19 protein-coding genes are annotated in these 24653 nt (G+C 42.9%); 10 read left to right on the top strand and 9 right to left on the bottom strand.

Annotated elements, in window-relative coordinates:
• Nucleotides 1–22: 22 nt before the first annotated feature.
• On the bottom strand, nt 23–1498 hold the full coding sequence (locus PR699_RS07285; RefSeq protein WP_014657826.1) for a DUF2867 domain-containing protein: 1476 nt from the start codon (nt 1496–1498) through the stop codon (nt 23–25).
• Nucleotides 1499–1640: 142 nt separating this feature from the next.
• Nucleotides 1641–2540 carry a lysine exporter LysO family protein gene (locus PR699_RS07280; protein ID WP_004918058.1) on the bottom strand — a complete coding sequence of 300 codons (900 nt, stop codon included), beginning with the start codon at nt 2538–2540 and terminating at the stop codon, nt 1641–1643.
• A 397-nt stretch (nt 2541–2937) separates the two neighbouring features.
• Here PR699_RS07280 and PR699_RS07275 point away from each other — a divergent pair, with 397 nt between their 5' ends.
• From PR699_RS07275 to PR699_RS07245, 7 genes are all read left to right on the top strand, one after another.
• The gene (locus PR699_RS07275) at nt 2938–4602 is read left to right on the top strand and encodes a DUF2813 domain-containing protein (protein ID WP_004918060.1); all 1665 of its coding nucleotides are present in this window, start codon (nt 2938–2940) and stop codon (nt 4600–4602) included.
• A gap of 81 nt (nt 4603–4683) precedes the next feature.
• A complete protein-coding gene (macA, locus tag PR699_RS07270) occupies nt 4684–5787 on the top strand; it encodes a macrolide transporter subunit MacA (RefSeq protein WP_004918062.1) in 1104 nt (367 codons plus the stop codon).
• Nucleotide 5788: 1 nt separating this feature from the next.
• On the top strand, nt 5789–7732 hold the full coding sequence (gene macB / locus PR699_RS07265) for a macrolide ABC transporter ATP-binding protein/permease MacB (RefSeq protein WP_004918063.1): 1944 nt from the start codon (nt 5789–5791) through the stop codon (nt 7730–7732).
• Nucleotides 7733–8016: 284 nt separating this feature from the next.
• Complete coding sequence (locus PR699_RS07260) at nt 8017–9363, top strand: cytosine permease (RefSeq protein WP_014657827.1); 1347 nt, start codon at nt 8017–8019, stop codon at nt 9361–9363.
• Between the two features lie 11 nt (nt 9364–9374).
• A complete protein-coding gene (locus PR699_RS07255) occupies nt 9375–10220 on the top strand; it encodes a nitrilase-related carbon-nitrogen hydrolase (RefSeq protein ID WP_014657828.1) in 846 nt (281 codons plus the stop codon).
• Nucleotides 10217–10966, top strand: coding sequence for an IclR family transcriptional regulator (locus PR699_RS07250; protein ID WP_004918066.1), 750 nt, complete (start codon nt 10217–10219; stop codon nt 10964–10966). Before PR699_RS07255 ends, PR699_RS07250 begins: the two co-directional genes overlap by 4 nt.
• Before the next feature lie 143 nt (nt 10967–11109).
• Nucleotides 11110–12048, top strand: coding sequence for a DUF1177 domain-containing protein (locus PR699_RS07245; protein ID WP_014657829.1), 939 nt, complete (start codon nt 11110–11112; stop codon nt 12046–12048).
• A gap of 103 nt (nt 12049–12151) precedes the next feature.
• On the opposite strand, the gene cspD is transcribed toward PR699_RS07245, so the two are convergent.
• On the bottom strand, nt 12152–12403 hold the full coding sequence (cspD, locus tag PR699_RS07240; protein WP_004918068.1) for a cold shock domain-containing protein CspD: 252 nt from the start codon (nt 12401–12403) through the stop codon (nt 12152–12154).
• Between the two features lie 383 nt (nt 12404–12786).
• Between cspD and clpS the strand changes: the two genes are divergently transcribed.
• Entirely contained in the window at nt 12787–13107 is a 321-nt protein-coding gene (gene clpS, locus PR699_RS07235) for an ATP-dependent Clp protease adapter ClpS (RefSeq protein ID WP_004918070.1), read from the top strand.
• A 30-nt stretch (nt 13108–13137) separates the two neighbouring features.
• The gene (clpA, locus tag PR699_RS07230; RefSeq protein WP_004918072.1) at nt 13138–15423 is read left to right on the top strand and encodes an ATP-dependent Clp protease ATP-binding subunit ClpA; all 2286 of its coding nucleotides are present in this window, start codon (nt 13138–13140) and stop codon (nt 15421–15423) included.
• Between the two features lie 66 nt (nt 15424–15489).
• Here clpA and infA read toward each other — a convergent pair whose 3' ends face one another.
• From infA to trxB, 6 genes are all read right to left on the bottom strand, one after another.
• Nucleotides 15490–15708, bottom strand: coding sequence for a translation initiation factor IF-1 (gene infA, locus PR699_RS07225; RefSeq protein WP_004244560.1), 219 nt, complete (start codon nt 15706–15708; stop codon nt 15490–15492).
• A 140-nt stretch (nt 15709–15848) separates the two neighbouring features.
• Complete coding sequence (aat, locus tag PR699_RS07220) at nt 15849–16550, bottom strand: leucyl/phenylalanyl-tRNA--protein transferase (RefSeq protein ID WP_014657830.1); 702 nt, start codon at nt 16548–16550, stop codon at nt 15849–15851.
• 8 nt (nt 16551–16558) lie between these two features.
• The gene (gene cydC / locus PR699_RS07215; RefSeq protein ID WP_014657831.1) at nt 16559–18301 is read right to left on the bottom strand and encodes a cysteine/glutathione ABC transporter ATP-binding protein/permease CydC; all 1743 of its coding nucleotides are present in this window, start codon (nt 18299–18301) and stop codon (nt 16559–16561) included.
• Between the two features lie 2 nt (nt 18302–18303).
• Nucleotides 18304–20070, bottom strand: coding sequence for a cysteine/glutathione ABC transporter permease/ATP-binding protein CydD (cydD, locus tag PR699_RS07210; RefSeq protein ID WP_014657832.1), 1767 nt, complete (start codon nt 20068–20070; stop codon nt 18304–18306).
• A gap of 354 nt (nt 20071–20424) precedes the next feature.
• On the bottom strand, nt 20425–22098 hold the full coding sequence (locus PR699_RS07205) for a DUF4153 domain-containing protein (RefSeq protein WP_272577833.1): 1674 nt from the start codon (nt 22096–22098) through the stop codon (nt 20425–20427).
• Between the two features lie 177 nt (nt 22099–22275).
• Nucleotides 22276–23238, bottom strand: coding sequence for a thioredoxin-disulfide reductase (gene trxB / locus PR699_RS07200; RefSeq protein ID WP_004918087.1), 963 nt, complete (start codon nt 23236–23238; stop codon nt 22276–22278).
• Nucleotides 23239–23781: 543 nt separating this feature from the next.
• On the opposite strand from trxB, the gene lrp reads away from it, so the two are divergent.
• A complete protein-coding gene (lrp, locus tag PR699_RS07195) occupies nt 23782–24276 on the top strand; it encodes a leucine-responsive transcriptional regulator Lrp (protein ID WP_004918089.1) in 495 nt (164 codons plus the stop codon).
• Nucleotides 24277–24653 lie beyond the last annotated feature (377 nt).

The raw sequence follows: 24653 nt of genomic DNA, 5'->3' as shown, positions 1-24653 counted from the left end.
GTTTTTTGTTATTAAGCAATCATCATTTTGGCGGCTGTTGCCCAGTTGATGACTTGCCTGCAAGTTGTTTATCCCGCTCAAACGCCAATTCACTAATACGTTTAGCCATGCCTTTAAAAATAAATAGATGGGCAGGCATCATGGCAAACCAATAGAGCAACCCACTAAATCCTGCGGGGTGCCACCATGCACGTACATCAATTGAACGGCGGCTACCGCTATCGTGAATGGTGAAAGTCAGGCGGCCTAGCCCAGGCGCTTTCATCCCAAAGAGCAGGCTAAGCTGTTTATTAGGCTCCAGATTAATGACGCGCCAACCATCAATTTCATCACCTAATTGCAGCTCTTCACGAGCGGGGCGACCATATTTCACTTTGTTTAACATCATGTCATCCATAATGGCACGGGTTTTCCAAAGTGCGTTGGCATAAAAATAGCCGTTTTTACCCCCGATTTGCTGCACAACATGCCATAGCGACTCTGTACTTGCCGAAGTGCCGAGTGTGGCACCGGCCTGTTTAGGGTAAAAACCATAACCCGGTCGCCAGCGTTTTTTGACTTCAGGATCATAACCCCAATCTGCATTGTCGATAGCATCGGCTTCTTGAGCTAAGGTGGTTTTGACCGCCTCATCAAATGAAACCAACGTTTGTGGGATCAGTTCGCGTAAGGCTTTATCGTCGGCAGGCAGGTCATGCTGCAATCCTTGGATCAACTCTTTAGCAATTGCCGGAGGAACTGAGGTGATCAAGCTGATGAAGTGGACGGAGATCATGCTAATAGGAATAGGGATAGGGATCAGCAATCTACGCTTACCGCTGATTTTTATAAAGCGCTTGAATAGCTCTTGGTAGCTCATGTACTCAGGGCCACCCGCATCGTAAATTTTACTTTCAGTCACAGGGCGTTTTGCTAATTCAGTTAAGTAATGCAGTATGTTACTCAGCGCAATAGGTGAAGACTTTGAACGTACCCAACGCGGTGGGGTTAAGATAGCGAGGTTGTAAACCATATCACGCATGATCTCAAAAGCCGCCGATCCTGAGCCAACGATGATTGCTGAGCGGATCTCTGTGACTGGCACCTGACTCTCACGTAAAATCTCCCCTGTTAATCGACGAGAGATCAAATGTTGAGAATAGCTGTGACCATGTTGTAGTGAACTGAGATAAATAACATGCTTAACATTCGATTGATCAAGCGCTTGCTGAACATGGCGAGCCGCCGTGCGCTCACGTTCAATCAGGTTGGCATGATCAGCCATGCTATGAACGAGGAAATAGACAATATCGATCTCCTTCATCACGTCTTTGAGTGTTTCAGGGTCTTGCAGATCAACATAAACACATTGTGTATCTTGCCAGCCTTGTGAGAGCATCCAATCCACCCGCCTAGCAGCGGCTGTCACTTGATAGCCTTGCTTAATTAATTCGGGGATTAAATTTTGCCCAATATAGCCACTGGCGCCCAATACTAAAACACGTTGCTTTTCGTTCATCTTGGTTTCCTGTTTCACTCTCATCTGTCGCTATTGTGACTGAAATTCTACTTATGTAAAGTGCTGTTAATTATAGTCATTTTAGGACTTGCCACTTATCTATCATGTTATAAATAAGTGGCAATCTGTGAGTGAAATATAGCTAAGTGAAAAATGCCATTAAGATCGGGGTAACGAGGCTGAGCACGAAACCATGCACAATAGCGGCCGGTACGATAGAGACGCCACCACTTCGCTGGAGGACTGGGAGGGTAAAATCCATTGATGTTGAGCCGCAAATACCTAATGCGGTTGAGCGGTAGCGGTTAATAATTAAAGGGATCAACATAATCGCAGCGAGTTCACGAGCGAGGTCATTAAAGAACGCGGCGCTCCCCATGACAGGGCCATAGGCATCGGTTAATACAATCCCTGTTAATGAGTACCAGCCAAACCCAGAGGCCAATGCTAGCCCCATTTTTACGGGTAAACCTAATAATAATGCGGCAATTGCGCCACCAGCTAGCGCGCTGATTGCCATCACAAAGGCGATTGTGGTTCCTCGGCGGTTAACTAAGATTTGTTTAATACTCATGCCACTATTGCGAAGTTGCAGGCCGACAAGAAGCAGTAACATCATTAACGCAATTTGGCTGCCTTTATCGGCATAGTGCAGGAAATCAAATCCAGTTAAGCCAACTAAGAAACCAATCAATAGCACACCACACAGTTGCAATGATTCAAATACCATTTTTAAACGTGATGGAGGCTTTTCTTGTTTATGCTTAGGGATTTTCCAAGGATCTAACTTATCTAATAGCAGTAGTGAGATAAGGTTAAGTGAAAATATACAACCAAAGAATGTGAGTGCGTAGATTAAAATTGAAAATAGGTGAACACTTAAGTTTTCAAGTAAAGCGAGTGTAATCCCCATTAAAAAGAGAATGATATAAACCATTGAATTTAACGCTCGATGTATAATATCTAAAATCTTTTTATTTTTTATAGGGATAAGATAACCTAGCGTTAACGGTAGTAAAATAATGAGTAGTCCTGAATACATTTTGCATCCTTATAATTATCCCATTAACAAGGGGTTATATATTAATTATTATATTTGATATTAATTTCATTTATTTGCTGTTTTATCAGTCTGGCAGATGGTTCTAAGATAGCGTCTTTTTCTCCAGTTATGGCTAAAAAATAGGATAAAAAGACTAAAAAATAAAGTTTAACTATTTTATAACACTATAAATGGAGGCTCAACTTAGTCAGCTCTATTGTTATCTGCCGTTGATACGTCGTCAAGTGGCTTTACGGACGAGCCAGCCGCGTCTGTTGCCGAAATACAACTTTAGTTATTGAGTGTAAAAATATATTTAATTTTCGAGCTGTCTTATAGTCATACCAGCAGTTAAGAGGTAAGCTCTAAAAATAGATTAATAGCAAGGAGAGGGTGTATGTATCTGGAACGAGTGGAAATCTACGGTTTTAGAGGGATTAACCGGCTCTCATTAGCTTTAAATAACAATACGGTGTTAATTGGTGAAAACTCATGGGGAAAGTCGAGCCTTTTGGATGCACTGACGATTTTACTTTCGCCTGAACAAGAAAATTACCAATTTAATAAGCATGATTTTCATCATCCAACAGGGGATGATGCCTCTCGATTTCGCTCATTGCAGATAGTGTTGAAATTTTGTGAAAACCGCCCAGGCCGACATCGCTCATTTCGCTTTCGTAATCTTACCTCCGTTTGGGTCGATAACGGTGATGATCTTAAGCATATCTTTTACCGCGTTAGTGCTGAACTAAAAGAAGACGGCAGCATTAGCGTTGACCGTAGTTTCCTCAATGCAGGGGGAAATAAGTTGTCATTGGATAATGTCGGTAAATATATCAAAGAAATTATTCGCTTATATCCAGTGATCCGTTTGCGTGATGCCCGTTTTTTGCGCACATTAAATACTGAGACGATTGTTGCGGGTGAAAAAGAGGTACGCGATATTTTTAACTCGCGAATGGAAGAGCTGACTCGTGCATTAATCAATAATCCGCAACGCTTGAGCGACGAGGAGTTGGTTGAAGGGGTGGATGCGATGCAGCAACTGCTCAGTCATTATTTTGCGGGGCAAAGTAACCATCTGTTTCAAGAGCATAAAGCAGCAATTAAGTTTGAACCACGCAAAAGAGGCTGGCATGCTTTAGATAATATTAGCCGTATTATTGCAAAACCAAATCAGCGTAATATCCGTTTAATTATCTTAGGCATGTTTTCTTCTTTATTGCAGTCAAAAGGCAATATCCAACTCGATAAATATGCACGCCCTTTGGTTATTGTAGAAGACCCCGAAACACGCCTGCATCCAATTATGTTGTCGATTGCTTGGGGCCTACTCAATCTCTTTTCTTTACAACGCTTGACCACAACGAACTCCGGGGAGCTTCTGTCGCAAGTGCCGATTGAAAATCTTTGCCGCTTGGTGCGCGATTCCGGCAAAGTTTCGGCTTATCGCTTAGGTGAGAATGAGCTATCTGCGGAGGAAATTCGGAAAATCTCCTTTCACATCCGCTTTAACCGGCCATCAGCGATGTTTGCGCGTTGTTGGTTATTGGTTGAAGGCGAGACTGAAATTTGGTTAATGAATGAGTTAGCGCGGCAGTGTAACTATTACTTTGAAACAGAAGGCATCAAAGTGATTGAGTTTGCACAAAGCGGTCTTAAGCCTTTGTTAAAGTTTGCCAGCAAAATGGGTATAGAATGGCATACACTTGTTGATGGCGATGAGGCTGGTAAGAAGTATGCCGCCACCGCGCTGAGTTACGCTGAAAAAATGCATGACACGGAACGAGACCGATTAACCCGATTGCCGGCACCGGATATGGAGCATTTTTTATATCGCGAAGGATTTAAACATCTTTATCATGAGATATCAGGGATACCGGATAACGCGAAAGTTTCGACTCGACGTGTGATTATTAAAGCAATTTCCAAAACATCCAAACCTGATCTTGCTATCGCTATTGTCAATCGAGCAGCAGAATTAGGGCCAGATTCTATCCCATCACAACTCAAAAATATGTTTTCTCGGGTAGCGTGGTTAGCAAGAGGTAAAGCTTACTAAATTATTCACGAATGCTCGGCTAAATAGGTAAATTTTATGAGGGGGCGTAGCCCTCTCTTTATTGGTATAGGTATAGATTGAATGAGAGCAAATTCACGTAAGAAGTGGCTGGTTTCTTTACTGGTTATTTTAATTGCGATTGGTATCGCATTCTTTTTTTTCACGGAAGATAAAAAAGAGGCTTTTCAAACAGTCGCAGTGGCCCGAGGTGATCTCAATAAACAAGTTCAAGCAACAGGTAAACTGGATGCTGTGCGCAAAGTTGATGTCGGTGCGCAGGTCAGTGGGCAGCTACAAACTCTGTATGTTCAAGAGGGAGATAAAGTCAAAAAAGGTGATTTGCTGGCGGTCATTGATCCACAAAAAGCACAAAACGACGTGACAGAATCTCAAGAAACGATCCATGAGCTGGAATCACATTTGGCGTTAGCGAAAGCAGAGTTACGCTTAGCTGAAGTGACTTATCAACGCCAATTGAGTTTATCTAAGCTCCAAGCCGTCTCAAAACAAGATTTAGATAAAGCGCAAACGGATGTCGCTGTGAAAAAGGCGCAGGTGGCAACATATCAGGCGCAAATTAAGCGCAACCAAGCGACCTTAGATACGGCAAAAACAAACTTGAAATATACACAAATTACCGCGCCAATGGATGGTATTGTCACGTTTATCAAAACATTACAAGGTCAAACAGTGATAGCGGCTCAGGAAGCGCCAACCATTTTGACATTAGCTGATTTGAATACAATGTTAGTTAAAGCTGAAGTGTCAGAGGCGGATGTTATTCATCTTAAACCGGGTCAGGCAGCGTCATTTACTGTATTGGGCGCGCCAGATAAACGCTTCTCAGGGGTGTTGAAAGATATTTTACCGACTCCTGAAAAAATCAACGATGCTATTTTTTATTATGCACGTTTTGAAGTGCCCAACCCCCAGCATTTACTGAAATTACAAATGACGGCACAGGTCAAAATTGATCTTGAATCGCATAAAAATGTATTACTTTTACCGCTCTCTGCTTTAGGGGATGAAGTTTCCCCGCAAATTTATGAGGTAGAAGTGTTGCAGGGAGAACAGGCTGAAAAACGGCAAATAAAAATCGGTAGCCGTAATGATGTATATGTTGAAGTCACTGATGGACTAAAAGAAGGCGAACAGGTGATCACCGGCCGTAACGCGGAGAGTTAATATGTCAGCCTTATTAGAACTTAGAGGGATCACGCGACGTTATCCTGCTGGTGAAACAGAAATTACGGTATTGAAAAATATTTCATTAACTGTTGATGCTGGGGAAATGGTGGCCATTATTGGTGCATCTGGCTCGGGGAAATCAACTTTAATGAATATCATCGGCTGTTTGGATAAACCTAGCTCAGGGGAATACTTTGTTGCTCAGCAAAATATTTCTCAGCTTGATAACGATCAGCTAGCTGAGTTACGCCGTGAACACTTTGGCTTTATTTTCCAGCGCTACCATCTACTTAGCCATTTAACGGCTGAACAAAATGTTGAAGTTCCCGCCATTTACGCGGGGGCAGGTAAGACTCAACGCCGTAAAAAAGCCATTGAATTATTAGCGAAACTCGGGCTTGGCGAACGAACAGAATACCGACCAAGTCAGTTATCGGGAGGGCAACAACAGCGGGTAAGTATCGCGCGTGCGTTGATGAATGGTGGTCAAGTTATCCTTGCTGATGAGCCAACTGGTGCCCTTGATAGCCACTCTGGTGAAGAGGTAATGAAAATCCTCAAAGAATTATGTGCGCAGGGGCACACCGTTATTATTGTTACCCATGACCCCAAAGTCGCTCAGCAGGCTGAACGCATTATTGAAATTAAAGATGGCGAAATTATTAGTGACTCAGGCTCTGCTAAAGCTCCAAACGTACCTTCATTGGAGAAAACATCACCTAGGAAAATGTCGTTAGGGCAAATCTATGGACGGTTTAGCGAAGCACTGTTAATGGCTTGGCGCGCCATGGTGGTTAATAAAATGCGCACACTACTCACCATGTTAGGCATTATCATCGGTATTGCGTCAGTCGTCTCTATTATGGTGATCGGCGATGCCGCTCAAAGCATGGTTCTCAATGATATAAAATCAATCGGCACGAATACCATTTCGGTTTACCCTGGGGAGGATTTTGGTAGTGATGATGCAGAGAATCGGCAATCTTTAAAGCCATCCGATGTTGACGCCATTGCCAAGCAACCTTATGTGCAAGCCGTATCGGGGGAGTTATCTAAATCAACTCGATTGCGTAAGGGGAATTTAGATGCTTCAGCCCAGTTATTAGGGGTTGGGCGTGATTATTTTCAGGTCTACGCTGAAAAGTTTTCCGAAGGGATGAACTTTACTGCAGATATGGTAGAGCGTAGGGCGCAAGTGGTTGTGATTGATGCGAACACAAAACGTCGCTTTTTTCCTAACCAAAAGCAAGTGGTAGGGGAAACCATCTTGATTGGGAATATGCCAGCTACCGTCATTGGTGTTCTCGCGGAGCAAAAATCAATTTTTGGTTCAAGTAATTCGCTGTCAGTGTGGCTGCCGGATACGACGGTAAATAGCAAAATCTTAAATCGACCTTACTTGGATAGTATTGTCGTAAGGGTTAAAGAGGGGGTTGATGCCAAAACAGCGGAGCAACAGATCACCCGCTTATTGACATTGCGACACGGTAAGAAGGACGTTTTTACTTACAATATTGATACGCTTGTGAAAACAGCGGAGAAAACCACTCGTACCATGCAACTGTTTCTAACCTTGGTCGCTGTTATTTCGCTGGTGGTTGGTGGTATAGGCGTGATGAACATCATGTTAGTTTCCGTTACTGAGAGGACCCGAGAAATTGGTATCCGTATGGCGGTTGGTGCGCGCACAAGTGATGTGATGCAGCAATTTTTGATTGAAGCGGTACTGGTCTGCTTGATTGGTGGGTTAATGGGGATTGGGCTTTCCTATGGCATTAGTGTCATGGCGCAAATGGCGTTGCCCGGCTGGACTTTCGTTTTTCAACCTATGGCGCTGATCAGTGCATTTATCTGTTCGACAGCAATTGGTATCATTTTTGGATTCTTACCCGCGCGAAGTGCAGCAAGATTAAACCCTATTGATGCATTAGCAAGAGAGTAGTAAGAGATCTATCTGTATTTTTTCAAGTACCTCTGTAATGGTCAGAGGTACTTCAACATCCTTATTTTTATATCAATTTATCTCCCCAGCCTTTAGTTTTCCCGTTATAGTTATATCTACATACACAAAAAGCTATGTAAAAAGTTAAATTCTACTTGCGATTTGGTATCGAACATGGATATCATTTGTCTCGTAGAATAAATGAAACCTAGTTCCATAAAATGGAACAAATAAAATAAAGCCAATAAACTTAATAGCAAAGATCCACACAGCAGGAATACTAAATGGCAAATAAAACAGGTGAAGATTATTCTCTGGCTCGGGTGCCCTTCAGTGCTCGCAGGCCATTCTACGAAGTTCTTATAATCCGAATTGGCTCACTAGCCTGTGTATCTCAGGTGATGTTAGGTGCAGCATTGGGTTATGGACTGACGTTTTGGCAAGCGTTTTGGGCCACAATGTTAGGTTCAGTGATTTTACAAGTTGTTAGCTGGGCTTTAGGTGCAGCTGCGTGCCGTGAAGGAATGTCAATCAGTCTACTATCAAGGTGGTCTGGATTTGGTAAGTTAGGCTCTGCTTTAATCGGTGGCGCAATTGCGATTTCACTGATGGGCTGGTTTGGCGTACAAAATGGCTTCTTTGCGGATGGAATGTATAAAGCGACGAATGTGCTAACACCAGGGACTTGGTCGCTTATTACAGGTATCGCGGTGACGATTATTACGGTATATGGGTATCGCTTTTTATCTATTACCGCAAATATATCAACGCCGCTATTTTTACTCGCATTAGCTTGGGCAACCTATAGCTTGCTTTCTGGGCAAGATATCGGAGCGCTTATTAATCGCACTGAACCTGCGGGGGCTTTTATGACTCTACCAGCAGCCATTACGATGGTTGCTGGTGGGTTTATTATTTCAGCTATCACAACGCCCGATATTAGTCGTTTCATGAAAAGCCCGAAAGAGGTTTTTTGGATGACCCTTATCGGGACTTTTTTTGGTGAGCTGTTAGTCAATATGATTTCAGTGTTGATGGCACTTGCCCTGCGTACCAATGAAGTCTTTGACCTAATGTTGACGTTAACTGGGTTGGTTGGAGCATCGATCGTTATCTTCTCCACTATCAAAATGAATGATATTAACCTCTACTCTTCATCACTAGGTTTATCGACTTTATTGAATGCCATCTTCAAAAAACGGTTTGACCGTCGTTATCTAACGTGGGTTATCGGCATTTTGGGTACGATCGCCTCGATGCTCGGTATTTTAGATAATTTTGTGGGTTTTCTGATTTATTTAGGTATAGCAATCCCACCTGTGGCGGGGATCATGGTGGTTGATTATTATTTATTAAAGCGTGATCGGCGTGAGTTAGATACAACCAGAGCAGCGGGTGAACTTCCAACTCTGTGTGAGGCAGTTAATCCCATTACGTTGGTTGTTTGGGCTATTGCTGTTGTTGTTGGTTGGCTAAGCTCGGCATTAGGCCCTTGGGATACTGATTTTGGTGTGCCAGCGCTTAACTCTTTGCTAGTTAGCGGAGTCCTTTATTGGATGATGATGCTGCTGCAAGCTCGAATAAAAGGTGTCGATACGCTGCAATTTCGTAAAGTTAACCATTTAGATTAAGGATGAGAGCAATGGATCATAGCAGCGTTAAAGTTGCTCTTGCGCAATTTAACTCTTTACTTGGTCAAAAGCAGCATAATTTAGAGCGGATGGCCGCATTCTGCCATCAAGCTGCGGAGCAAGGTGCCAAATTAATCTGTTTTCCTGAACTGGCTACAACAGGCTATCGAGGCGATTTGCTTGCGACCCAACTATGGGATCTCAGCGATGATGAAGGCAGCGAAACTTATCGCTTGTTTAGCGCACTAGCGACGCAATTGGATCTCACTATTGTTAGTGGCTTTGCTGAGCGAGGAAGCTACTTAGGCGAGGTTTATAACGCTGTTGGGGTGTGGAATCCAGGTTGTGAAGGTGTCAGCGGGGTCTACCGTAAGGTCCACGCATTTGGCATTGAAAAACAATGGTTTAGCAGTGGTAATAGCTATCCGGTATTTGATACTCCATTCGGTAAGATTGGTGTGATGATCTGTTACGACATGGGGTTTCCTGAGGTGGCTCGTATCTTAACCTTAAATGGTGCTGAATTGCTGCTCGTGCCTTCTGCATGGCGTATTCAAGATAAGGATATGTGGGATATCAATACCGCGTGCCGCGCTTTGGAGAATGGTAGCCACTTATTAGCAGTTAACCGTTGGGGGAATGAGGAAGATCTTCATTTATTTGGCGGTAGTAAGATTGTAGGGCCTCGTGGGCAAGTGTTAAGTGAAGCCAGTTGTGATGGTGAAACGTTGCTCATTGGTGAGGTTGATTTTCGTGTTCAGGCTCATACGCGTTTGAACATTCCTTATTTAAGAGATAGAAAACCACAAAGCTATGAGGCGTTGGTGCAGAATTCTCAGGTTACAGGTGAGTTATGAGTATTCTCTCAAGTGTTGTCGATGTATATCGGTTGTTTCTTCGCTCTGGCGATGAACTGACGGTGACAACGTTAGTGAATGAATTGGGAATGCCAAAAAGCTCAGCATCACGTTTATTAAAACAGATGGCAGAGCATGGTTTGCTCGAAAAGAAAAATGATGCGCCCATTTATCGTCCGGGGCTGATCATTATGGAGTTAGCGCATCGTGCTCGGGGTATGAACCCGTTGATTGATATGGCACTTGAATCACTCGATGAACTGACCAAAGAAACGGGGTTCACCACTTATGTCTCTTTAAGAGACAAAGATAAGGTAAGAGTCGTGCATGCACGTATTGGTAATAGCATGCTTCAAGTGATCACTCAGCCGGGAACAAAATTGCCTATAGCGGGAACTTCTACAGGTAAAGCGTTATTAGCTCGTTACTCTTTGAGTGAACGTGAAGTGATCATTTGCCAAGAGCCGCAAGAAAAGCAAGACAAGCTACGCCAAGAGTTAAATCAAATTGAGGAACGAGGCTGGGCATTTTCAATTAATGAGTCCGTTCCGGGGGTCGCCTCTGTCTCAAGTACAGTGTATGACCCTGCGCAAGGTACACTCTATGCCTTATGTTTGAGTTTACCTGCATCGCAAATTACCTCTGAATTATTGGCGCAATTAGCGACAAAAATATGTCATAAGGCATCCTACCTTGGCAGTATGGTAGGTGACCCTTATTGGTTAAAACGTAGTAGTGAATCATAAAATAAAAATATTATATTTATTGTGCGTGTATGCGCCTTCACCAGGAAATAGGCTAATTTTTGACGGTTATACACCAACCATTAAAGGAGAGTGGTGAGATCGAGAGAAATAAGCTGAAAAGTAGTACATAACAAGGGAAATATATGAGTTTAAAGCAGACCCTGTGTGCTTACGAGTTAATCGATAGCGCCGTTGTTAATGGGGATGATATTGTCGCTTTGTTTAAAAACTTTACTACCATTGAAGCATCATCAAAAACAGTGCGAGATGGAAAAGGGCAAAGTGATTTTGTGCGTATCGTGATCCCAGGTACTCATGGTAAACGCCAAGGTAACCATGCCCCAACATTGGGGATTATTGGGCGTTTAGGGGGTATCGGAGCGCGCCCATCTCGTATTGGGCTGGTTTCTGATGCTGATGGCGCTATTGCTGCCATTGCGACGGCATTAAAACTTGCCGAGATGAGAGAAAAGGGTGATGTCCTCATGGGGGATGTGATCATTACGACGCATATTTGCCCAACAGCGCCAACACGTCCTCATAGCCCCGTTGATTTTATGGACTCACCACTCAACGATGAGACGATGAATGAAAATGAGGCCATCCCAGAAGCGGATGCTATTTTATCTGTGGACACGACAAAGGGAAATAGGCTGATCAACCATAAAGGTTATGCCTTGTCACCAACGGTAAAAGATGGCTATATCTTGCCTGTTTCTGAGGACTTACTTCATTTGATGGAGTGGAGCAGTGGGCAGAATGCGGTGACGTTCCCGCTCGCGGTACAAGATATCACGCCTTACGGCAACGGATTACATCACATCAATAGTATTATGCAGCCAGCAGTCTCAACAACAGCCCCTGTTGTTGGTGTGGCTATTTGTACGCAGACAATTGTGCCGGGTTGTTCAACAGGCGCTAGTCATGAAGTGGATATTGCCGCATCGGTGAAGTTTATGATTGAAGTTGCGAAGGCATTTGGTAGCGGTAATTGCCAATTCTATGATGAAGAGCAATTCGCACTGCTTAAATCACTTTATGGTGATGTCTCTTTTTTACAAACCCACGGCCGTCCCCATTGATATCAAAAGATTGATATTAAAAAATAGACACAGTTAACGACCAATCATGCAAACCAGTTATTGCTAAATGAAAAGTAATTAACTGTGCTCTATTACACGGGGGTTATTCTTGAGGCGTTGCCTCTGCACTTGTATGATTCAACGTACTGCTTTCAATCGGAATGATGAGGTTGGCATGGTTCCCTTTTGGGCCAGTATTAATACTAAAATTGACTTTCTGACCAGCTTTTAATGTCCTGTAACCTTCCATTTGTATACAAGAATAATGAGCGAAAATATCTTCGCCCCCATTTTCTGGGCAGATGAAACCAAAGCCTTTGGCGTTGTTGAACCATTTAACTGTACCTGTCTCCATACATCGTCCTTCGTATTTACAAGTTGTGTTTGACATAAATGCATAACCACTATGCATCGACTAAGTATAATTACACATATTGACTGTCTGCAAATCATACTGTAGTGAATTGCCTTCGGACGTCAAGCGATCAATTTGCTGATTTTTGGCGAAGTGATAAAAATTTGATATGGCTAACGCTCTCCAGTTTATTAATTTTGAAGCAGATCACAAAATTTAGGCCATATGAGTTGCGTTAGGTTGCGTGTTACACTGTTATTAAGCGGAAACAGCAATTGATAAAACAAATGATTTTATTTATGTTTTATTGTTATCTTGATTAATAGAAATCATTGATAATAAAGGCTATGCTTAATAAATCTTAACTCCGAGCACGACAAGTAATGAGCGATTTTCTTGGTACATTTAAAACAGATGTTGTTTTTAAAGATGAAGTGGAGCAAGTTTTACAGCCCCCTTCGATGTATAAGGTTATATTAAATAACGATGATTACACTCCAATGGATTTTGTTGTTGAAGTGTTGCAAAAATACTTTTCTTTTGATGAAGAACGCGCTACACAGATAATGTTAGATGTCCATTTTCAGGGGAAAGGGGTTTGCGGTATCTTTACGGCAGAGGTTGCGGAAACAAAAGCGGCACAAGTTAACAGCTATGCGCGCGAACATGAGTACCCTTTGTTGTGCACAATAGAAAAAGTGTGAACTCGCTAATATCAATTTTGGGAGGTGCTTATGCTCAATCAAGAACTGGAGCTGAGTCTAAACGTCGCATTTGCAAAAGCGAAAGATAATCGACATGAATTTATGACAGTGGAGCACCTGTTGCTGGCATTATTGAGTAATGCGTCAGCACGTGAAGCATTGGATGCCTGTAAAGTTGACCTTGTTGTTCTGCGACAAGAGCTTGAGCACTTTATTGCGCAAACGACGCCACTGTTGCCTGAAAATGATAATCGCGATACTCAGCCAACATTAAGTTTTCAACGCGTTCTGCAACGTGCGGTCTTCCATGTTCAATCATCGGGTCGCAATGAAGTAAGTGGCGCTAATGTACTGGTCGCAATATTCAGTGAGCAGGAGTCACAGGCAGCTTATTTATTGCGTAAACATGATGTAAGCCGTTTAGATGTTGTCAATTTTATCTCCCACGGCACGATTAAAGGGGAAGCTTCGGCATCATCCGAGCAAGATACGCCAAACAGCAACGTCAATCATGAAGAACAGCCTGTTTCTGATGATCATATGGATAATTTCACAACCAATCTGAATCAACTGGCTAAACAAGGCAAAATTGACCCGCTGGTAGGGCGTCAGGCAGAGCTAGAGAGAACGATCCAAGTTCTTTGCCGCCGTCGCAAAAACAACCCATTGCTGGTGGGAGAATCTGGCGTTGGTAAAACAGCGATAGCGGAAGGGCTAGCATGGCGCATTGAGCAAGGGGATGTTCCCGAGGTCATGAACGGCTGCACTATCTATTCATTAGATATTGGTTCTTTATTAGCAGGCACTAAATACCGAGGTGATTTCGAAAAACGGTTTAAATCACTGCTAAAAATGCTGGAAAAAGACAGTAAAAGCATTCTATTTATCGATGAAATTCACACGATTATTGGGGCTGGTGCAGCGTCTGGTGGTCAAGTTGATGCGGCAAATTTAATTAAGCCATTGTTATCAGGTGGCCGTATCCGTGTTATTGGTTCAACGACTTATCAAGAGTTTAGTAATATTTTCGAAAAAGATAGGGCGTTGGCACGTCGCTTCCAGAAAATTGATATTGTAGAGCCAACAACCGAAGAAACGGTACGTATCATTAATGGATTAAAACCGAAATACGAATCACACCATGATGTTCGTTATACGGCAAAAGCCATTCAAGCCGCGGTTGATTTGTCGGTTAAATACATCACGGATAGGCATCTGCCAGACAAAGCGATTGATGTTATCGATGAAGCAGGCGCTCGGACACGTTTGGTTGCACCTAGCAAACGTCGGAAAACCATTGGTGTGCCTGAGATTGAATCTGTGGTTGCGCGTATCGCACGTATCCCAGAAAAAACCGTCTCTTCGAGCGATAAAGAGCGCTTAAAAACGTTAGATTCACGCCTGAAAATGCTAGTGTTTGGGCAAGATGATGCGATCACCGCATTAACAGAAGCTATTAAAATGAGTCGAGCGGGGTTAGGCCAAGATCATAAACCGGTAGGCTCCTTCTTATTTGCAGGCCCTACTGGGGTAGGTAAAACGGAAGTCACAGTCCAACTCGCTAAGGCATTGGATATAAAATTATTGCGCTTTGATATGTCTGAATATATGGAACGGCATACCGTGAGCCGCTTAATTGGTGCACCTCCTGGGTATGTAGGGTTTGATCAAGGCGGGCTTTTGACGGATGCGGTGATTAAACATCCACATTCTGTTGTGCTGCTTGATGAAATTGAAAAGGCGCATCCCGATGTGTTTAATATCCTTCTACAAGTTATGGATCACGGCACACTGACAGACAATAATGGGCGCAAAGCCGATTTCCGTAATGTGATTGTTGTCATGACAACCAATGCAGGGGTTCAAGAAACACAGCGCCGCTCAATTGGCTTTGCAGAGCAAGACAACAGTACGGATGCGATGTCTGAAATTAAGAAAGTCTTCTCGCCTGAGTTCCGTAACCGTCTTGATGGCATTATTTGGTTTAATTCATTATCCATGGATATCATCATACAGGTGGTGGATAAATTCATTGTCGAGCTACAAGCACAACTTGATGAGAAAGGTGTTTCGATTGAAGTTAGCCAAGAGGCTCGCCGCTGGTTGTGTGAAAAAGGCTATGATAAGGCGATGGGAGCCCGACCTATGGCACGTGTGATCCAGGATAACCTGAAAAAACCATTAGCAAATGAGCTACTGTTTGGTTCGTTAACTAATGGCGGCTCAGTACGTATCGGGCTTGATAATAAAAGTAACACACTGACATATAGCTTCAGTAGCGTGCACAAGGCCTCTCCGGAGGATGCGGTATTCTGACAACAAATAGACCACAGGTGTCTTGTGCACCTGTGGCTGTATCAGGCCTTGCCTGAAGAGATAGAATCAGCGGCTACGGAAAATGATACGGCCTTTGCTCAGGTCGTACGGAGTTAACTCTACAGTTACCTTGTCGCCTGTCAGGATGCGGATATAGTTTTTACGCATTTTTCCAGAAATATGGGCAGTCACAACGTGACCATTTTCCAGTTCAACACGAAACATTGTGTTTGGCAGGGTATCCAGTACTGTGCCCTGCATTTCAATATTGTCTTCTTTGGCCATCTAATCCTCTAAGTCTAATAACCATGATTTTTAACGGGCAAGATAATGCCCAAAAACCCTCACTAAGTAAAGAAATGTTGCATTTTAAAGCGATTTTTCTTGAACAGTATGGGCATAAAATAACGTAAAGCCAAAATTCGCTATTCGAATAATGGCGGTATTTCAATCGATTGCGGTAACCAGCAGGCGGGATCAATCGCTTTGTTACGCCACCGATAAAGAATATGTAAAAAATCCCGACGGGATATTTCTTTTGCGCCTAATGAGGCGGTATGGTGGTTAAGTACCTGACAATCAAAAAGCTGCCCATTATAGCGCAAAAAATGAAAATAAAATGTAATAAAAGCAAATTTGGAGGCATCATTCATCCGACTGAACATAGATTCCCCACAAAATAGGTGCCCCATGTTCACGCCATACAGGCCGCCAATCAGTTCTTCACCATACCACGCCTCAATAGAATGAGCGATCCCCTGCTCATGAAGTGCCTGATACCCCTCACGCACCTCAGGTAAAATCCATGTTCCTTCGTCACGTATCGCACAAGCTGCGATGACATCTTTGAAGGCATGGTTGACAGTGACGCGATACTTTTGCTTTCTCAATAACTTTTTCATCGAACGGCTAATGTGCAATTCGCCAACCATTAAAACCGCTCTAGGATCGGGTGACCACCATAATGGCATTTCGCCCGGGTTAAACCAAGGGAAAATGCCATCATAGTAGGCAGCCTTCAGCCGATCTGGCGCTAAATCGCCACCAATAGCTAACAGGCCATTAGGTTCCCGCATCGCTTCATGGACGGGCGGGAACAGATAGGAGTCATCATCAAGCTGGAACATGATGTGCCTCACAGGGCCTGCTGTTGTAAATGGCGCTGGCGAAACTGAAAATAGCGGCCTTTTAAATCTAAAAGCGCCTGATGTGAGCCTTGCTCAACAATTTCACCGTTATCCATCACGCAAATAGTATCCATTTGCTCGATACCTTGCATGCGATGGGTGATCACAATTAGTGCCTTATCGGCACATTTCTCTTTTAACAGGGCAAGGATCTGCTGCTCTGTTTGTGCATCAAGCCCTTCGGTTGGCTCATCCATTAAAATTAATGGCGTATTATGTAATAGCGCTCGAGCGATCCCTAAGCGGCGCTGCTCTCCACCCGATAATTGTCGACCACCTTCACCCATCCAAGCGTTAAGTTTTTGCTCATTTTCCAACAAATTACCAAGACCAACTTGGTCTAACACCTCAATGAGCTGTTTGTCGGTTGCCTTATCGTTAGCGAGCAGTAGATTATTACGCAAGGTATCACTAAAAATGTGTACCCGTTGTGGAACGACTGACATGAGCGAACGCAGTGCTTGTTCACTATAGTCACTAATATTTTGACCATTAATTTTGATCATACCACTATCAACATCCCATGCTCGAGTGAGTAATTGCAAAAGTGTTGATTTCCCACAACCTGTTTTACCTAATAAGGCGATGTGTTGCCCCGGTAGCAGTGAAAGCGAAACCTGTTTTAAAACTGCGAAAGGTTGCTCGGGGTAAGTAAATGAAATATTGTCGACAACAAGGCTTTCCAATTGGGGAAGGGATAAACCGTTGTCAGGGAATGTTACCTCTGGTTTGGCATCAATTAGCTGAGAAACACGTTCAGCAGAAGCAATCACTTGCCCCATATGCTGAAAGGCAACGGCGACAGGGCCTAAGGCTTCAAAAGCGGCCAGTGCACAGAAGACAAATAAAGCAATGAGTGCTCCTGGGTTAGTATTCCCCCCCACATGATCTGCCGCCATCCACAACAACAAAGTAGCAGTAAAACCAGAGGCAAATAGAATAATGGCTTGAGATACCCCTGTTAGATTGGCTTGCTGTTGTTGGCGCACTTGCCATTGGCTTTCAATATTTGCCAATGTTTGGCGAAAACGGGGAAGCGCTCCAAACAAAGTCAGTTCCGCTTGCCCTTGTAAAGCGGATGTCAGGACAGTGCGGTAATGGGCACGTAAGTAAGTCAGCTCTTGTCCGATGGGCTTACCTGCACGATAAAAGACAAACGGTAAGGTAAATAATAAAAACAGCATAATACAACCGAGTGTCCACGCTAGGCGAGGGTCAAGGAAGCTCAACCCAAAAATCAGGACAAAGATCACGACAAAAGCAGCAAAAATCGGCGATAAAACACGTAAATATAGGTGATCGAGGGTTTCGACATCCGCCACAAGGCGGTTAAGAATTTCCCCTTGGCGGAAGCGGCTGATCCCCCCCGGTGAGAGCGGTAATATTTTACTAAAGGCGAACACACGTAAATGGGCCAAAACTCGGAATGTGGCATCATGGCTAACCAGTCGTTCGGCGTAGCGACCTGCGGTCCGGAAAATAGCGGCACCACGGACACCAGCAGCAGGCAGCATATAATTAAAATAATAAAGCCCCGGAAAACCTGCAATTGCCGCCCCAGCGAGGAACCACCCTGATAGAGTAAGTAGCCCAATACTGGCAAGTAAAGTCACGATGGCTAAGATCATGCCGAGCAGGATCAAAAACCAGTGTCGGCGATAGAGAGCCAAAAAAGGTAATAGAACTCGCATTATCAAAGCTCCTCACTACGGTGAGCCAACAAGCGGGCAAATGGCCCTTCCGATTGGCTCAATTGTGCATAATGACCACGCTGAATGATTTGACCATTTGCCATCACCCAAATTTGGTCGTAATTAACCGTTTCTTCGAGTAAGTGGGTGACCATAATTGTCGTTTGCTGTTGAGCTAGTTGATTAAGAGTATGCATGACCCGTTTTTCACTGTGCGCATCAAGGCTAGCAGCTGGTTCATCCAGTAATAAAATACGCGATGGCTTTAAGAGTGTACGCGCGACAGCAACACGTTGAGCTTGCCCAACGGATAGCCTAGCAGCATAGTCGCCAAGGCGTGTATTTAAGCCATCAGGTAGCATAGGGAGAAACTCGGAAACATAGGCATCATCAATGGCTTGTTGTATTTCAGCCTCTGAAGCAGTCGGTTTGCCTAAGCAGATATTCTCGATAAGCGTTTGTTCTGGTAAATGAGGGTTTTGACCCACCCAGCCAATTAATGCACGCCATTTATCTGGGCAAAGCTCTTTTAGCTCATCCCCATTAATTTTAATCGAGCCTTTATAGGGAAGAAAACCTAACAAAAGATTGAGTAAAGAGCTTTTCCCGGCACCACTTTGCCCGACAACAGCGATACGCTGTTGTGGCTCGATAGTAAAATCGAGAGGACCGACAAGACGTTGACCGTCGTGGGAATAGATTTCTAACTTATTTGCTTCAATTTGAATGGGTTTATCTTGCGGTGTCTTATCCCCAGTTTCTGTTTTTTGTTCGCCATCGCTTTCTAATAATGTCACCAAACTTTCTGCTGCGCCTACCGCTTGAGCTTTGGCATGATAATAGGTGCCTAAATCACGTAGAGGTTGGAAAAACTCAGGCGATAAAATTAATGCCAGAAAACCTGCAAACATGGTGACTGGTAACCCATAGCTTCCAAAATTTAATTCGCCAAGATAGGAAAAACCGAAATAGACGGCTACGATAGCGATTGAAATTGAGGCGAAAAACTCAAGCACACCAGAGGAGAGGAAAGCCATTCTAAGGACTTCCATGGTTCTTGAGCGAAAGTCTTCGGTAGATTCACGAATTTGTTGCACTTCTGCTTTTTCACGGAAAAACAGTCGTAATGTATCTAAGCCGCGTAACCGGTCGAGAAAACTACCGCTGAGGCGACCTAAAGCAACAAAGTTACGTCGGTTAGCATCTGCGGCACCGAGTCCCACTAAGGCCATAAAAATGGGGATCAATGGGGCGGTTGCAAACAAGATTAAGGCGGCGGCCCAGTTAAATGGGAAGATGGCAATCAAGATCATAATAGGGATGATGCCAGCAAGGTACATTTGTGGTAGATAGCGCGAATAGTACTCTTGCATATCTTCTATCTGCTCTAGAACGATAGTCGCCCAGCTACCGGCTGGTTTACCTTTTACCCATACAGGGCCTAGCGCTTGTAGCTTATTTAAGACCATGTTGCGTACTTCTTGGCGTACAACTTGACCACAACGAAAGCCCACTCGCTCTCTAATAACCGTTAGGAGTGCGCGTAGCACAAATACGGCAAGGAGTAGGATAAAAGGGGTCAGAAGTTGCTCTCGTGGAGTGTGTTCCATAATCAGAGCTTGCAATATTACCGCCAAGAACCACGCTTGTGCGATAATCAGCAGACCACTAACAACGCCTAATAGCATAGATATACGCAGCCAACGTTTTGCGGATGTACTATGCTGTTTCAACCAACGTACCAATTCAGTCTGTCTTGTTTTATCCATAATGATCAGTGTGCAGGTATAGTTTTATATTGAGAGTGTGCCGCTAGCTAAAATAAGCCAATGGATTAAAGCTTAACGGAGTTTTTACCTATCATAGCAGCTTATTCGCGATATGTTGCATAATAAAAGTGTGTTATTAAAATAGCACAGATGATTGTTATCAATATGTTTTATAAAGGTAAATGATAATTGTCATCCATGCAAAACTAAAATCAATAAGGTAGTTAAACCTGTTAGAGCGATGTCGGTGAGTTTACAAGATGTGTGGCATTTAGCATACAAGGGATAAGCTGTAGGTTCATAACAACGAATGGCTTTACATAAATGAGTAAAGCCATTTATCACGCATAAATATTATTGCTCTGGTACCACTTGTAGCCATTCTTTAGGCACTAATTTAAATTGACCATTTAATAATTTATCCCATGCGTTATCTCGCTGTGCCACCGAATCATAATGACTGATTTGGTGATCAATCAATTTCCAATCAGTAATTTGATATTGCCAAATAGTACAGGCTAAAGAATCACTCTTAGGGGAAGCACGGCATATGATAACCTCGTTTTGTCCATCTTGATTGATATCTGCCATAAAACCTAGGCAATGAGGTGGATGATAATTATTGATGCAGCTCGATTCGCGTGTTTGGGACCACCAACTTTCCGGCAATTCGGCACTATTTTTTGCGATAATTATGGCCTCTTTGGGGGATTTACTCATTTTTTCATTACCAATATCGATATCTGTATAGAGTAGAGCGGTGTAATTGGGATTTAATTTGAGCTTTTCGATAGCTTGTTGGCCTTTGGGCCCGAGTTCTTTTAAGGCAAAAGCGAGCCGAGGGTTAACGTCAATTTTACCATTTTCGATACTGGCTAATATGCTGTTTGCGGTAATACGGTTAAAATCAGCAATCGGACTATTAATCATAAGGATGGCAGCCATTAGCCCTACAATCCCTACTTTGTTTATGGTGCCTAAAGATTTTGCCCAAAGCGTTCTTCGGCGAATAATAGCAAAGCTGTAGGCGAAAATAATGACGGTGAAAAAGAGTGCGATGCTAAAGGCATAGAGGCGAGAGACACTCCAACTGTATTGGTTGACACGCACTAAAATGCCGTAAAGTGAAAAAAGTGAGAAAAAATTCAATAAAATGATACTAGACAGCGTTAAGGTGTTTAGCCATGTAAAACGTTGGTATTGGTGGTGTCCATTCCCATAGGTCAAATTAATTAAAATGATATTTAAAGCCAAGAACCACAGTATTGCGCTAGCCCCCACCTCTAATATCGATAGTTTCATCACAAATGAGAATAAAAAACCACCGACAAATATGGCAGCAATAAGATGGAGTATTATCAGGAAAAAGCGGGCGATATAATGGATAAATTGGCTAAAGCGAAACTCAAATATTGAGCGTAAAAAAACCAGCCCAATATTAAATCCTAAAGTGAAACCTGAATATAAAGTAAAATTGTTATCAATAAGCTGACTAAGAGTAGAGAGATTGACAATCGTAAATAAAAAACTGGCGAGATAAAGTAAAATAACCAGAAGCCCACCAATGACGGTGGCAATAATCATTAATAGCGTATTTTTAATATAAAAATCGAGTAAGTGGCTATAATCAATATGCCATCTACCCACTAACTGACGTGTCTGCAACCAAGGTAGCAAAAAGAAAAAAAGAACAATTAAGGTAGCAAAGGCAGTAAATTGAGGTTGACTGTAACTTAATTCTAAGTTCTTTGCATCCCATAGCGTGATCCAGACTGTTAATACAGCAATGATCAAGATATTAGTATAGAAAATAGCTGATTTGGCATTCGTAATTAAGTAACTGACAGCAGAAGGTACAAAAATTGCGACCATAAAAGGAAGATAGGTATATGGGGCGCTTAAATTATAGATGAACGAGAATGAAGAGTCCGTTGACAATACAATCAAGGTCGATTGGATAATAGCAAGTAGAGCGACAAAAAGGTAGGCATAGCGGCTGATAGCTTCTCGTTGTATTTGTTGACCCATAATATTTCCTAGCGCGAATTGTCAAAAATAATGTATCAATAATTTGATTATTGTAGATTGATGGAGGAAACTCCCCTATGAACTTACTCTGAAAAAAAAAGAACTTATCCTATAAAGAGGGGGCAAAAAAGGCACCTATTTGAGGTGCCTAAAATGATCAGGATGGATGTGGTTATACTATTTTTTATCCGCTAAACCATCTAAGTAGCGTTCTGCGTCTAGGGCAGCCATACAGCCTGTACCTGCTGATGTAATTGCTTGACGATAAATATGATCCATTACATCACCTGCGGCAAAGACCCCTGGGATAGAGGTTTGCGTTGCATTACCATGTGTACCGGATTGCACTTTGATATAGCCATTTTCTAAATCTAGCTGGCCATCAAAGATAGCGGTATTTGGGCTGTGACCAATCGCGATAAATGCCCCCATCACCTCTAATTCTTCAGTTTCATCGGTTTTGGTATTACGCAAACGGACGCCTGTCACGCCCATATCGTCACCGAGTACTTCATCAAGTGTACGGTCGGTATGCAGCGTAATATTGCCGTTCTTCACTTTATCCATTAGGCGATCAACTAGGATTTTTTCTGCGCGGAAGCTATCACGACGGTGAACCAAATGGACTTCTGAGGCAATGTTGGATAGATAAAGGGCTTCTTCAACCGCAGTATTACCTCCGCCGACAACAACCACTTTTTGATTACGATAGAAGAAGCCGTCACAAGTTGCACAAGCAGAAACGCCACGGCCTTTAAAGGCTTCTTCAGAAGGTAAGCCGATATAACGCGCCGATGCACCTGTCGCAATAATCAGGGCATCACAGGTATATTCGTTTTCATCGCCAAAAAGACGGAAAGGGCGCTGCTTAAGATCAACCTTATTAATATGATCTGAGATAATTTCTGTTTGGAATTTGGTCGCGTGTTCATACATGCGATCCATCAAACCTGGACCAGTCAAGCCTTCAGGGTCACCCGGCCAGTTCTCAACCTCAGTCGTAGTGGTTAACTGACCGCCTTTTTCCACGCCAGTAATCAGAGCTGGACTTAAGTTTGCGCGTGCAGCATAAACTGCCGCTGTGTATCCTGCTGGGCCAGAACCCAAAATGATTAGCTTGCGATGTATGGCTGTGCTCATGAATACCTCATTTTCAGTATAAAAATAGCGATAATGGGATTGTAGGAGAATTGGCAAGCTAAAAAAAGTGATTTAAATACTAAGTAAATTATAGCTGAGCTATTTTTGCGATAGATAATAGTGATTAAAGTGAAAATTTAGTATGGCAAGTATGCTTATGTCACGTGGTAGGATTTTTAGGAATATTCCTGAATCCGGACAGCGAAACGTTTAAATAGAAAAAAAATCGAAATCTTGTACTGATTTTTATTCATTTGCTTTGACAATCGGCTGTGCATTTGCGAAAACATCTATGTAAGAGTTAATTATCTAGTAGACCAATGCAAATGGTGTGTTTTTGTTCTTGCCGGAAAGTTAACTTTACAGCACTTATAACTTAACAAACAGGTGATCATTGTGAACAGGGGTTCTGTTCACGTCGATTTCAGCATTGCGCATAAAATTTGCTCCTGAACACGAATACCTAAATAAATAAAGTATGAGCGAGGATGGTGCTGTTTTATAGGTGTGGAAAATAACAATTAGAGAAAGAGAGATAAAGAGATGATTGATAATAAAAAGCGTCCAGGAAAAGACCTTGACCGTATTGATAGGAATATACTTAACGAACTACAGAAAGATGGGCGTATCTCAAACGTAGAACTGTCTAAGCGTGTTGGTTTGTCACCAACGCCATGTTTGGAGCGTGTGCGTCGTCTGGAAAGACAAGGGTTTATTTCTGGCTATACAGCACTTTTGAATCCTCACTACTTAGATGCTTCACTCTTGGTGTTCGTTGAAATTACACTAAACCGTGGCGCACCAGATGTGTTTGAGCAATTCAACACAGCGGTTCAAAAGCTTGAAGAGATCCAAGAATGTCACTTAGTTTCTGGTGATTTCGATTATCTGTTGAAAACGCGTGTGCCAGATATGTCCGCTTACCGTAAACTGCTTGGTGAGACTCTTCTACGTCTACCGGGTGTGAACGATACTCGTACGTACGTCGTTATGGAAGAAGTGAAGCAAAGTAACCGCTTGGTTATTAAAACACGCTAATAGGCTTGTATAGTCTCATTTCTGCACAACATCATTTATGGTTGTCGCACTGCAGTTTCAACGCTGAGTTTACTCAGCGTTGTTCCGTTTTAGAGGCCAATATTTTATCTCTCTTAGCGCTTTTTTGACTCTGTTTCCGATTAAAGGCACAGCGTCGATATGATTTTTTCTGAAAATAGGCTAAATAGCTGTAACTCTTCGTTTTAATCTATTGATATTAAAGCCATAAATAATTAAGATTTTTAACGTAAAATAGAAATTGAATCCTCAACTGTAAGATGAAATACTGCATCTTGCTGTGTCTACAGTCGTTTAGTTTGCCTGAGAGGCAACAAGTCACGCACAAGAAGGTGATTGGTGTTAGAATGGCTTTCAAT

Origin of the sequence: Providencia sp. PROV268 (assembly GCF_028477805.1) — a bacterium.
GTDB lineage: Bacteria > Pseudomonadota > Gammaproteobacteria > Enterobacterales > Enterobacteriaceae > Providencia > Providencia stuartii.
Note: the sequence above shows the minus strand (reverse complement) of the source record. Positions and strands in the feature narration are given on the sequence as shown.